Annotated in this window: 10 protein-coding genes; all 10 read left to right on the forward strand. The window is 51.5% G+C overall.

Annotated features, from left to right (window positions below; translation table 11 throughout):
- Positions 1–2: 2 nt before the first annotated feature.
- The 10 genes from mfd to dusB all read left to right on the forward strand — a co-directional run bounded on the left by mfd (position 3) and on the right by dusB (position 12,971).
- Positions 3–3,551 (forward strand): transcription-repair coupling factor, encoded by a 3,549-nt coding sequence (mfd, locus tag EKM70_RS08705; RefSeq protein ID WP_125547085.1) that lies wholly within the window; start codon positions 3–5, stop codon positions 3,549–3,551.
- A gap of 11 nt (positions 3,552–3,562) precedes the next feature.
- Positions 3,563–5,143, forward strand: coding sequence for a polysaccharide biosynthesis protein (locus EKM70_RS08710; protein WP_125547088.1), 1,581 nt, complete (start codon positions 3,563–3,565; stop codon positions 5,141–5,143).
- 2 nt (positions 5,144–5,145) lie between these two features.
- Complete coding sequence (locus EKM70_RS08715) at positions 5,146–5,415, forward strand: RNA-binding S4 domain-containing protein (RefSeq protein ID WP_125547090.1); 270 nt, start codon at positions 5,146–5,148, stop codon at positions 5,413–5,415.
- Positions 5,416–5,527: 112 nt separating this feature from the next.
- Positions 5,528–5,938, forward strand: a complete 411-nt coding sequence (locus tag EKM70_RS08720; RefSeq protein ID WP_125547092.1) for an FtsB family cell division protein — start codon at positions 5,528–5,530, stop codon at positions 5,936–5,938.
- A gap of 210 nt (positions 5,939–6,148) precedes the next feature.
- Complete coding sequence (locus EKM70_RS08725; protein ID WP_125547094.1) at positions 6,149–6,697, forward strand: S1 domain-containing RNA-binding protein; 549 nt, start codon at positions 6,149–6,151, stop codon at positions 6,695–6,697.
- A gap of 68 nt (positions 6,698–6,765) precedes the next feature.
- Positions 6,766–8,133, forward strand: a complete 1,368-nt coding sequence (gene tilS, locus EKM70_RS08730) for a tRNA lysidine(34) synthetase TilS (RefSeq protein WP_125547096.1) — start codon at positions 6,766–6,768, stop codon at positions 8,131–8,133.
- 16 nt (positions 8,134–8,149) lie between these two features.
- Positions 8,150–8,692 carry a hypoxanthine phosphoribosyltransferase gene (hpt, locus tag EKM70_RS08735; RefSeq protein WP_125547098.1) on the forward strand — a complete coding sequence of 181 codons (543 nt, stop codon included), beginning with the start codon at positions 8,150–8,152 and terminating at the stop codon, positions 8,690–8,692.
- A gap of 109 nt (positions 8,693–8,801) precedes the next feature.
- Positions 8,802–10,904, forward strand: a complete 2,103-nt coding sequence (gene ftsH, locus EKM70_RS08740) for an ATP-dependent zinc metalloprotease FtsH (protein ID WP_125547100.1) — start codon at positions 8,802–8,804, stop codon at positions 10,902–10,904.
- 151 nt (positions 10,905–11,055) lie between these two features.
- Positions 11,056–11,943 carry an Hsp33 family molecular chaperone HslO gene (hslO, locus tag EKM70_RS08745; RefSeq protein WP_125547102.1) on the forward strand — a complete coding sequence of 296 codons (888 nt, stop codon included), beginning with the start codon at positions 11,056–11,058 and terminating at the stop codon, positions 11,941–11,943.
- A gap of 11 nt (positions 11,944–11,954) precedes the next feature.
- A complete protein-coding gene (gene dusB, locus EKM70_RS08750) occupies positions 11,955–12,971 on the forward strand; it encodes a tRNA dihydrouridine synthase DusB (RefSeq protein WP_125547104.1) in 1,017 nt (338 codons plus the stop codon).
- Positions 12,972–13,392: the final 421 nt, after the last annotated feature.

Genomic DNA, 13,392 nt, shown 5'->3' on the forward strand with positions numbered 1-13,392 from the left:
CCGTGAATTTAGAAGCATTTATGACGCAGACAACCCAATATGCCACGGTACGACAGACCCTCGGTCGGGGGCAACGACAACTCGTGACGGGACTTAATGGTTCGGCGGAGACCCTCTTCATTGCGAGCCTCTTACACGAACAGCAACGGTCGATCGTCTACGTGACGGATACCCTGTATCATGCGGGTCAGCTGGTTGAAGACTTGGCAAACTTATTACGAGACGATGAGCTCTACGAGTTTCCTGTCGAGGAACTTCTTGCTGCTGAGGTCGCCACGAGCTCGCCGGAGTATCGGTCTGATCGAATCGATGCCTTGCGGGCCTTGCAAAGTGATCGGCCCGTCGTGATTGTCACATCGCTCTCCGGGCTGCGTCGTTTCCTGCCGGCGCCGACAAACTTTGCTGCGGCGCGATTCAACGTCCAAGTGGGTGGCGAATTCGACCTTGAGGCGTTGCAACAGCAGTTGTTTGCCATGGGATATGCTCACCAGAAATTGGTGGCTGGCCCTGGCGACTTCGCCGTGCGGGGGTCGATCGTCGATATCTATCCGTTAGCCGCCGACTATCCTGTCCGGCTTGATTTCTTCGATACCGAGATTGATTCGCTTCGCTACTTTGACCCAGCGACGCAACGGAGTATTGAGAACGTTGACGCGGTAGAAATTCTGCCAGCAACCGACTTCATTCTCACGGCTGCGGAGCGGACGGCAGGTGCCGATCGTTTAACCGCGGAACTGGCTAGTCAAGTGGCTAAGTTGGATGACGACGCCACTGAAACGTTAACCAATCAAGTTAAACCGCTGATTGATGGATTACGCAAGGGATCGGTTGATCCCAAACTCATGGAATTTGCGGACTATTTATTCCCGGAACATCACCAACTACTGGATTACTTACCGGATAATGGGTTGGCGTTGTTTGGGGACTATTCGCGTCTTCAGGATGCCGAACGACAACTGTTAGAGGACGAGGCCAACTGGGCTACCGATAAGCTGACCCACCATCAGATCTTTTCACAACAGGTCTTTGGTGGTGAACTGCGACCAATCGTGAAGAATGATGAACATGCTCAGGTGATGCTGGCGCTGTTCCAAAAGGGAATGGGGAGTCTGCGTTTCCAAGCGGTCACTAATATCACGACCCGGGCCATGCAACAGTTCTTCGGGCAACTCCCTGTCATGAAGACGGAGATTGACCGGTGGCGTAAACAGAAACAGACGATCGTGCTGTTGGTCCAGGATGAAGAACGACTAGCCAAGATTGAGCAGACCCTGGATGATTTTGAGATTCAATCCGTCTTAACCAAGGCCGATAACCTGCAAGGTGGCCTGACCCAGCTGGTGCCAGAACGGCTCCGGACTGGATTTGAATTGCCAGAGGCTTCCTTAGTTGTGATCACGGAAGCTGAAATGTTCCAGAAGGTTACTAAGAAGCGCGCACGACGCCAGACCATGGCTAACGCCGAACGTCTGAAGAGCTACACTGACCTAAAGCCGGGCGATTACGTGGTGCACGTGAACCATGGGATCGGGAAATTTATTGGGATGCAGACGTTGACGGTTGATGGGGTCCACCAGGACTACATGACCATTGATTACCAAGACAACGCACAGTTGTTTATCCCGGTTACGCAATTAAATCTGATTCAGAAGTATGTCTCGTCCGAGGATAAGAAGCCCCGTATCAACAAGTTGGGTGGTTCTGAGTGGGCCAAGACTAAGAGCAAAGTGGCCGCCAAGATCGAAGACATTGCTGATGAACTGGTGGATCTTTATGCGAAACGTGCCGCGGAGAAGGGGTATGCCTTTCCCAAGGATGACAGTCTGCAACGGGAATTTGAGAATGACTTTCCGTATGCTGAGACGCCCGACCAATTACGCACGATCGAGGAAGTTAAACACGATATGGAAAAGCCGCGACCGATGGACCGTCTCCTAGTGGGGGATGTCGGTTACGGAAAGACCGAAGTTGCATTACGGGCAGCCTTTAAGGCGGTCGAAGCGGGTAAACAAGTGGCTTTCTTGGTGCCAACCACCATTTTGGCGCAACAACACTATGACACGATGATGAACCGTTTCGAAGGTTATCCGATTAACGTTGAAATGTTTTCGCGATTCCGCACGGCTAAGCAGATCCGTCAGTCGATTGACGATTTGGAAGCTGGGCAACTCGACATCGTGGTCGGGACGCACCGGTTACTTTCTAAGGACGTGAAATTTAAGAACTTGGGCCTAGTCCTAGTCGATGAGGAGCAACGATTCGGTGTTAAGCATAAGGAACGCCTCAAACAACTGAAGGCCAACGTCGATGTGCTGACGCTGACGGCGACCCCGATTCCCCGGACATTGCACATGTCAATGCTGGGTGTCCGGGATCTGTCGGTGATTGAAACACCACCGGCTAACCGTTTCCCAATTCAAACGTATGTGATGGAACAGAACGCGGGTGCCATTCAGGATGGCATTCGGCGCGAAATGCAACGGGGCGGGCAGGTCTTCTACCTGCACAATCGCGTGGAAGATATTGAGAAGACCGTCAGTCAGATTCAAGCGTTGGTGCCCGAGGCTCAAGTGGGCTACATTCACGGGAAGATGACGGAAGCCCAACTCGAAGGGGTGCTCTTTGACTTCTTGCGCGGGGATTACGATGTCTTGGTCACGACGACCATCATTGAAACCGGGATCGACATTCCAAATGCCAACACGTTGTTCGTTGAAAATGCGGACCGCATGGGGCTGTCTCAACTGTACCAATTACGGGGCCGGATCGGCCGGAGTAATCGGGTAGCTTACGCTTACTTCACCTATCAGCCCAATAAGGTGCTGACCGAGGTCAGTGAGAAGCGTTTAGAGGCCATCAAGGACTTTACCGAACTGGGTTCCGGATTCAAGATCGCCATGCGGGACCTCTCTATTCGGGGCGCCGGGAATCTGTTAGGTAAGCAGCAACACGGGTTCATTAACTCCGTGGGGTATGATCTTTATACTCAGATGCTGAGTGATGCCGTGGCGAAGAAGCGGGGTAAGCACACGCAACCGAAGACGGATACGACCGTCGAACTGGGGGTTGAAGCCTACCTGCCAAGCGATTACATCGCGGATGAACAACAGAAGATTGAAATGTACAAACGTATTCGCCAATTGGAGAATGACGATGAAGTCAGCGAGATTCAAGCCGACCTGATCGACCGGTTCGGGGATTACCCAACGGCCGTGAGTCAACTCCTAACAATTGGCCAATTAAAGTTGGCTGCGGATTTGGCTTTGGTTGATAAGATTCGACGAGTCAATGGGGATGTCTTCGTGACGATTTCCAAACGTGGAACCAACATTTTAGGTGGCGAGGACGTCTTCAAGGCGTTGGCCGCCACTAAGCTCAAGGCGACCGTGGCCGTCAACGATGACCAGCTTCATATAAAGTTAGTCATTCAACCACAAATGACGGTGACGGACTGGTTGCCACAGGTGCAACAGTTCATGGCGGCCTTGCGCGATATTGTCCTCAAGACCACAAAACCAGCTGCCGATAAGGCCAAAGCAACGAACGACTAAGGAGGTCAGTGATGGGCAACCGCAATGTGAATACAGCCATGCAGGGGGCCCTTATTCTCTCAATCTCGGCGTTTGTCGCGAAGCTTTTGAGTGCGGTGTACCGGGTACCCTTTCAAAACATGGTGGGGAATACAGGTTTCTACGTCTACCAGCAGGTCTATCCGATCTATGGGATCGGCATGACCTTCGCATTGAGTGGGTTACCGGTTTTTATTTCGAAGCTCATTGCCGAAGCACCAGACTTGGCGAGCCAACAGCAAGTGGCCCGGCAGGTTGAGCGTTGGCTGTGGGTGGTGGCCATTGGCATCTTTGGTTTCTTGACGGTAGCGGCCTCGGCGCTGGCACGGGGGATGGGTGATCCCCAACTCGCGCCCTTGATTCGGGTAGTGGCGGCAATGTTTCTGTTCATGCCGGCCCTCTCGGTCAATCGTGGCTATCATCAAGGACGCTTCCACATGTTACCAACGGCCCGTTCCCAGGTGGTGGAGCAGCTCGTTCGGGTCGTGGTGATTCTGACTGCGGCGGCCTGGGCCACGCATCAGCAGTGGTCAGTGTATACCATGGGGGCTTGGGCCCTCTCGGGAGGCACTGTTACTGCATTAGCGGCCCTACTGGTTCTGCCTACATGGCGGCAACGCGACGTCGCACCCCGACGAGCGGTCCCACACATTGGACGCCGCTTGCTGGTCGAGGGTGGTACGCTGTGTCTTTTGACGGCGATGCTGGTGCTCTTGCAGCTGGTAGACTCGTTCACAGTCATGAAAGGGCTCGTGGCGGGCGGCATGCGTGCCGATGCTGCGAAATCCCTGAAAGGGGTCTATGATCGCGCCCAACCGTTGGTTCAGTTGGGATTGGTGGTGGCGGTGGCTTTTGCGACGTCATTATTACCAGCCCTGACGGCCACCCGACGGCGGGAACACCCGCAGACCTTTAAGCGGCTCACGACAACTATGATGCGCATTGCCATGATGATTGCCGTGGCGGCCACGGCGGGCCTGATGGGTCTAATGCCCTGGATCAATCGCGTTTTGTTCGGTGACGACCACGGGTCAACCATGCTAGCCGTCTATATGCTGAGTATCGTGCTCGCTACCCTGATTCAGACCTATAACAGCGTGCTCCAAAGCCAAGACCAGTATCGGTTGACGGTTGTGGCGCTGTTGGTGGGCCTGACGGTTAAGGTGGTTGGTAATAGCTGGCTAGTCCGTGAGTTTGGGGCGATTGGTGCCAGTTGGCTTACTGTCTTTAGTCTGTCTGTGATATTGGGCATCGTTTGGTGGGGATCGGATCGCGAACTACGGTCGGGCATCTGGCGAGGGGCTTTTCTCCCTAAGTTGACCGGGATTACCGCAGTGATGGTTGTGGGGGTCCGGTTCGCCATGGCAGTTTTAGAACGTTGGTGGCCTGCGATAGGAACGGGTCGTCTGGCGGCTGGGGGCGGTCTCTTGATCGGTATCCCAGTGGGGGTAGGCCTCTTCATTGGCCTGGCCCTGTGGTGGCACCTCCTGAGTATTCGGGAGTGGTTAGCCATCCCTCGCGCCAAGAGTATGTTAAGATTATGGCAACAACTGAAGCGACACGGAGGAAATTAATTATGCGATTAGATAAATATTTGAAAGTTTCACGGATTATCAAGCGGCGTTCTGTAGCCAAAGAAATTGCGGACAAAGGCCGGATTGAAATTAACGGTAAAGTTGCCAAGTCTTCCAGTGATGTGGCGACAAATGATGAGCTGGTTATTAAGTTCGGTAACAAAACATTAACGGTCAAAGTTAATGAGTTACTGGAAACCACGAAGAAGGACGACGCTGAACGGATGTACACCATCGTCAACGAAGACTACGCGCAGGATTTTCGGAAGTAATTCCGACTAAATATGACGAATGTTTTACATTATGCCAAACGCTCTAGACGGGCAATTCGAAACTTGCTATACTCAAGTTAAACCATCTGGTGAAACTGAGGAGTGAGTAGCAATGGCTGATGTAAAAGCGAAGCCGGCAAAAATTGAACGGTTGGAAAACGACTATACGCGTCGGTTAGATCACCAGCAGGCTTCCGCCAAGCACACTCAGTGGTTGGGAAAGCGGCGGGTGCGTCGGGCCACCAGAATTCTCGCATTTTTTGCCGTTTTTGCTATTTTCCTCGGGGTGCAGCTGGTACGAACCAATGCCAGCCTACATCACGTTCGCCAAGAGGTGAGCACTAGCGAAGTGAAGCTGAAGAAGACGAAGGCTGAGAGCCGGGACCTTCAGGGCCAGATCAAACAGCTCAACAACCAGGATTATCTGGGACGGCTGATTCGCTCAAAGTACTACTACTCGAAGTCCGGTGAGACGATTTACAGTCTTCCTGGGGATCACGCTAGTGACGTGACCGCAAAATAATCTGATGATTAATGGCCGTCGGTTCGTTAAGAGCTGGCGGTTTTTGTTTAATAATGCCACAAGTCCCGCTAATCGGCTGGTTAGGTTAGCCCATTTTCTAAGCGCGGAAAAAGATCGCCACTCCAGTGTTCTTTTTAGTGTTTGGCGTGTGGGACCGGGTGGAATTGTGTTATACTGAAAACACTTATTTTAAGGAGGAACTTCTTGTTTATGGCAATCGAGGTTGGAGCTAAAGTTTCCGGAAAGGTCTCTGGAATTACGAACTTTGGTGCATTTGTTGATTTAGGCGACCACAAGACCGGGTTGGTCCACATTAGTGAAATTTCAGATGGGTACGTCAAGGATATCCATGACGTCTTATCAGTCGGTGATGAAGTGACGGTGAAGGTGCTGACCGTTGGTGACGATGGGAAGATTGGTCTTTCGATTCGGAAGGCCGTTGACCATCCCGCTGGCGAGCAGGGACATCACGCCCACAACACGCATCGTGATCATAACGAACACAATGATCACGCACGTCGCGGTGGGGCCCCTCACAGTGGTGAAAATCACAGTCATGGTCGACGGTTCGAGAATAATGGTTCCCGGCCCCACAGAGGGTCAGCAAATGGCCGTTTCTCAGGACATCACTCGGAAAACCATGAAGAAAGTTTTGACGACTTGATGTCAGGCTTCCTCAAGCAAAGCGAGGATCGTCTGGCAACTATCAAACGTAACACAGAAGGCAAACGTGGTGGCCGTGGTGGCCGGCGTAGCTAATCTGTAAACACTAAGGACCGCACTTGTTGCGGCCTTTTTTGTTAACTGGGAACGAAGGGGCGACACACTTGACGTTAGAAACGAGATTTCGGCAGAATTGTCAGCGGTGGGGTTGGGCTAATCCTAAGCAGCACGGCTTAATTGCGGTGTCGACCGGTGTGGATTCAATGGTCTTACTGACCTTGTTTACCCGATTACCGGCCAGTGAGCGGCCGCAACTTTCCGTGGTTCACGTCAATCATCACCTACGCGAACAGAGTCGCACGGAAGAAACCTTTCTCAAGCAGTGGTGTGCCGCTCGTCAAATTCCGGTAACGGTGGCTGACTGGACGAGCGATCAGCATCCGAGTCATGGTACAGAGGCTGCGGCCCGCGAGTTTCGATATAAGTTCTTCGGTGACCAACTGGTGGCCCAGTCCGCAGACTGGGTGGCGACGGCCCATCAGGCGGATGAGCAAGCGGAGACAATTCTCCTCAAGCTCATTCGTGGTGGCCAGTTGGATCAGTTGACGGGGATGGCCCCCCAGCGAGCGTTTCGTGGTGGTTCGGTGATTCATCCGCTACTGCCATTTCGTAAGGCGGAACTCGAGGCCTATGCGCGTGAACAGCACATTCCCTGGTATGAGGATGCAACGAACCAGGAGCTGGTGGCGAGTCGTAACCGCGTTCGCCACGAGATTATGCCGCTTTTGCGGCGAGAGAATCCCCAAGTGGACCGTCACCTGATTGCCTATGCAGACCAGTTATCAGCGACACTGCAAGTCACGGATCACGTCTTGGATCGGCAATTAGCGACGATTCTGACCCAGAACGATCCGTTGGCGGGAGAGGTTACACGGCTACTGGCTTTTCCGGAGGCAGATCAGCGTCTCCTCTTGGCACGGCTATTGAAACGGGCATCACCCAGTGTGGCCACCAATTCGGCGATGCTGGACCAGTGCTTGCAGCTGTTAACCAACACGCAACATCCCACGGGTACCGTGGAATTCGGTGCTGGTTGGCGATTTAGCAAACGCTATCAACAATTTCAGTTTACTCAGGTTAAAAAAATGCGTGAAAATTCGCAGGAAGCTTCTCAATTTATGGTAGTATTGAACCAATGGCAACCGTTGGGTGACGGCTGGCAGATCGGTTGCTTCACCGTGACTTCTGACCAAAGATTACCGTCAACGGATCAGGTGGCGCTACGGACGGATCAATTGCCCTTAAGGGTGCGTCCGTGGCAGTCAGCAGATCAGTTGCGGCTGGCCGATGGGCATCATCAGTCGGTTCGCCGCATTCTCATTAACGCCAAGGTGCCCCGCGATCGCCGTGATCGCCAGCGGGTCTTGGTGACGGCGAAAGATGAGGTCTTAGCGGTCATTGGGGTGAAGTGGGCGGTCTTAGCTGCGCCACCACGGACCAATCACTACCACGTAGTCATCAAACATGAATAGGCGAAAGGGGAACAGCATGAATAACGATATCGAAATAGTCCTTTATAGTGAGGAAGACATTGCCGCAGCCTGCAGACGTTTAGGCACGCAGCTTGAGGAGGATTACCGGGATAAGACACCTTTGATTATCTGTGTTTTGAAGGGTGCGATCCTGTTTATGACCGATGTCATTCGGGACATGGACATCTATGCAACGATTGATTTCATCGATGTCTCCAGTTATAACGGGGGTACCGCTTCTTCCGGGACCATTCGTTTATTGAAGGACTTGGATACGGATGTTGCTGGCCGCGATATCATCTTAGTGGAAGATATCATTGATACCGGCCGGACGTTGAAGTACCTGGAAGACCTTTTGAAGGACAGAAAGGCCAACTCAATTCGCGTTTGTACGTTAATGGACAAACCAAGTGGCCGGGTTGTTGAAGCCAAGGCAGATTACGTCGGATTTAACGTTCCGAGTGAGTTCGTCGTGGGTTATGGTTTGGACTACGAAGAAAAGTATCGTAACCTTCCGTATGTCGGTGTTTTGAAGCCATCCGTCTATTCAGATAAATAATTAGTCAACGATAGTCAATTGTGATAACATCTTATTTAGTTAAAGGGGCATAAGCTCTAAAATTTCGTTCCTATCATCACGCTGGGAACTGTGGGTAAGGAGGCACGACATGAATAATCGACGAAATGGACTGTTTAGAAATAGTCTGTTTTACATTGTGATCTTCTTGTTGATCATTGGTGTGGTTTACCTATTTAATGGTAATAACAGCAGCTCACAATCCCAAGAAATCCAATCGAGTCAATTCGTTAAGGACTTGAATTCAAATAAGATCAAGAAATTCTCCATTCAACCTTCAGGGGGAGTTTACAAGATCACCGGGGAATATCGTAACGCGCAAAAGCGGACGACCAACACCGGTTTCAGTCTCGGCGGCTCACAGAGCACAGCTGTGACTGGTTTTAGCACTCAAGTCTTGACGAATAATTCGACGGTTTCCGAGATTGATAAGGTTGCCAAGAACCACAATGTAAAAGTCAATACCAAAGCGGAAGAGTCGAGTGGCTTCTGGATTAACTTACTGGTGTACGTTGCACCACTAGTCATCTTTTTCTTCTTCTTCTACATGATGATGGGTCAAGCCGGCCAAGGCGGCGGCAATGGCCGTGTCATGAACTTTGGGAAGAGTAAGGCCAAACCAGCCGACAGCAAAGAGAACAAGGTTCGCTTTGCCGACGTTGCTGGTGAGGAGGAAGAAAAGCAAGAACTGGTCGAAGTTGTCGAGTTCTTGAAGAATCCACGTAAATTCGTGGCGTTAGGTGCCCGGATTCCGTCTGGTGTGCTACTGGAGGGTCCTCCTGGTACTGGTAAAACGTTGCTAGCCAAGGCCGTTGCTGGTGAAGCGGCGGTACCATTCTTCTCGATTTCCGGTTCGGATTTCGTGGAAATGTTCGTTGGTGTCGGGGCCAGTCGTGTCCGGGATCTCTTTGAACAGGCCAAAAAGGCTGCACCATCAATCATCTTCATTGATGAAATTGATGCGGTTGGTCGTCAACGTGGTGCCGGCATGGGCGGTGGCCACGACGAACGGGAACAAACGTTGAACCAATTACTGGTTGAAATGGATGGTTTTACTGGGAGCGAAGGCGTCATTGTGATGGCTGCTACCAACCGTTCCGACGTTTTGGATCCTGCCTTGCTTCGTCCAGGCCGGTTTGACCGGAAGATTCTGGTTGGCCGTCCAGACGTCAAGGGTCGTGAAGCTATCTTGAAGGTTCACGCTAAGAACAAGCCTTTGGCTAACGATGTTGATTTGAAGGAAATTGCCAAGCAAACCCCTGGTTTCGTCGGGGCCGACTTGGAAAACCTCTTGAACGAAGCAGCCTTATTGGCGGCACGACGGAATAAGACACGGGTGGATGCTTCTGACTTAGATGAAGCTGAAGATCGAGTTATCGCCGGGCCTGCTAAGAAGGACCGGGTCATCAGTCCGGAAGAACGGAAGACCGTGGCTTACCATGAAGCCGGCCATACCATCGTTGGGTTAGTTTTGAACGATGCGCGGGTTGTGCACAAGGTTACCATTGTTCCTCGAGGCCGTGCGGGCGGTTACGCCATCATGTTGCCACGTGAGGACCAGATGCTGATGTCCAAGAAGGATGCTATGGAACAGATCGCTGGGTTGATGGGTGGTCGGACTGCCGAAGAGTTAATCTTCCATTCCGAATCATCTGGCGCTTCCAACGACTTCGAGCAGGCAACGCAAATTGCCCGTTCCATGGTTACTCAGTATGGGATGAGTGATGCCGTGGGGACCGTTGCACTGGAAAGTGCTGGCGGACAACCATTCGCAGGTGCTGGTTACTACAACCAACCAAGTTACTCAGAACATACCGCTAACTTAATTGATAGTGAAGTTCGCCGGATCATCGGGGAAGCCCACGAGACTGCCCGGAAGATTCTGGAAGAACACAAGGTTGAACACAAGATTATTGCGGATGCCTTACTGAAATACGAAACGCTGGACGAAAAGCAAATTCTCAGCCTGTTTAACACTGGGAAGATGCCGGATAAGGACGGCGATGCCGAATTTCCAAGTGAAAAGGCGGCAACTTTTGAAGAATCCAAGCGCGAATTAGAACGACGCGAGGCTGAACGTCAAGCTTCTACGGAAGCGAAGTTGGCTTCGAGTGCGTCGAGTGATGCCCCTGAGGCAGCACCGGCAAGTTCTGCCGCACCGGATGATCCAGACGATACCGACCATTCTGAATAGTCATTGCGTAGGAAAGGGTCTGAGACGTTGGTCTCGGCCCTTTTTCTGTCGGTTGTGTTTGCAAACGGCTCAGTTTCTGGTAAGGTAGGGCATGGAAAAAGGTCCCGTGGCGTGCCCGTGAGGTACTCGCGGAGATGAAAGGACGTTAAGAATGGCAGATTATTTAATTAAAAGTTTGATTGATAATGGCATGTTTCGGGCCTATGTGGTTGATGCTACCGAGACTGTGGCAGAGGCCCAACAACGGCATGATACTTGGTCATCGGCAACCGCCGCTTTAGGTCGGACCCTGATTGGGACGATGTTACTGTCAACGTCACTCCTGAAGGGTGATGAGAAGCTGACGGTTAAGGTTAATGGTCACGGACCAGTTGGAGCCATTGTGGCCGATGGTAATGCCGACGGTACGGTGAAGGGTTACCTCCAGTATCCTCATATCAGTTTGCCGTTAAATGAAAAACACAAGATCGACGTGCGTAAGGCTGTGGGTGCGCAAGGCATGTTGACCGTGACGAAGGACCAAGGTCTGGGCCAACCCTATACGGGACAAGTTCCGTTGGTCTCTGGTGAGTTAGGTGAGGACTTCACTTACTACCTGGCTAAATCAGAACAGATTCCGAGTGCCGTGGGTGTTTCCGTTTTCGTGCAACCTAACAACACGGTTAAGGTGGCCGGTGGTTTCATGATTCAGGTGATGCCAGGTGCTTCGGACGAAGCGATTGCCCGGTTAGAGAAGCGGATTAAAGAAATGCCAATGGTCTCGGAGCTTCTATTAGAGGGGCAGACACCGGAGGATATTTTGAACCTGTTATTCAAGGATGAAACGGTGAAGATTTTACAGAAGATGCCTGTCGGCTTTAAGTGTGACTGTTCGAAGGATCGTTTTGCGGCCTCATTGGCTTCGATTCAACCGCAAGCCTTACAAGAAATGATCGATGAGGACCATGGTGCCGAGGCCGTTTGCCACTTCTGTGGAACGAAGTATACCTACTCAGAAGATGATCTCAGAGAGATTCTCGCCCACGCGCAAGAGAAATAGGGGGCGGTGAGTTGACCTGGAAGATAGGGAACGTGGAGATTGCTAATCGAGTCGTCGTTGCCCCAATGGCTGGCGTGACCAACGTGGCCTTTCGCCAGATCTGTAAGTCGTTTGGTGCTGGACTGGTCGAGTGTGAGATGATCTCGGGCCAAGGCATTCACTACCAGAATCAGCGAACGTTGAAAATGATGGCGGTCGCCGCGAATGAACACCCCATGAGTATTCAGATATTCGGGGGAACAGAGGAAACACTGGTCCAAGCGGCCCAGTATGTTGATCGCCAGACTGCGGCAGACATCATCGACATCAATATGGGGTGTCCGGTGAACAAGGTTGTTAATACGGAAGCCGGCGCCAAATGGTTACTGGATCCTGATAAGGTCCATCACATGGTAGCTGCCGTGGTGGCCGCGGTCGATAAGCCCGTGACGGTTAAGATGCGAACGGGTTGGGATGACCATCACCTATATGCGGTGGAGAATGCTCTGGCTGCTGAATCTGCGGGAGCCTCAGCAATCGCCATGCATGGGCGAACGCGTAAGCAGATGTATCAGGGACATGCTGACTGGGAGATCCTGCACCGAGTTGCGGAGCGCTTGACCGTTCCCTTTATGGGCAATGGTGACATTCGGACACCGGAGGACGCTTGGAAGATGATTCATGAGGTTGGTGCCGATGCCGCCATGATTGGTCGTGCGGTCATGGGGAATCCGTGGCTCCTGCAGCGGGTTAATCGTTACCTGGATACGCAAGAGCTGCTACCGGAACCAACGCCGGCGGATAAGATTGACCTCGCCAAGACCCATTTGCATCAGTTATGTGTCGCCTGTGGTCCTCAAGAAGGGCCCCGGGACTTCTGTAACCAGGTGGCTTACTATCTCAAGGGGATTCCCCATGCAGCCCGGACGAAGGTTGCGGTGACGAATGCCAAAGATGAAGCGACAATGATGACCCTGTTAGATGATTTCTTAAACCAGTTAACGGTTAGGTCACAGCAGGCGTCAGTCTCACGATATCATGATCGTTAAGTCATCGAAACGGGCACTGGATAAGCTTATCTAGTGCCCGTTTTGCCGTCTAATGGAGAATGACCTTTTGACAAAAGTGGTTATTTATCGATTTTTTCAAATTTTATGCAGAAAATGCTTGACCCATTGGCCAATTGTTGGTATATTTATAAACGTTGTCACGACAGCACAGAGTGTTGTGCGGTGAAAGAAAAGATAAATTAGTTCTTGACGGCTAAACGTTAGATATGTTATTCTAATATAGTTGTCACGAGGTAGTTATCTCCTGACACGGTAGACCTTTGAAAACTGAACATTGTTTCGACAAACCAAATATGTGTAGGGCGGTTTGATATTTATATCAAACCCAAACAATATTTGCGAAGTCAATTCGCTTTTATAAAAAAGTAACAACAATCGATGAGCTATTCAAGCCATCATC

Origin of the sequence: Levilactobacillus lindianensis, from assembly GCF_003946095.1 — a bacterium.
Lineage (GTDB): Bacteria > Bacillota > Bacilli > Lactobacillales > Lactobacillaceae > Levilactobacillus > Levilactobacillus lindianensis.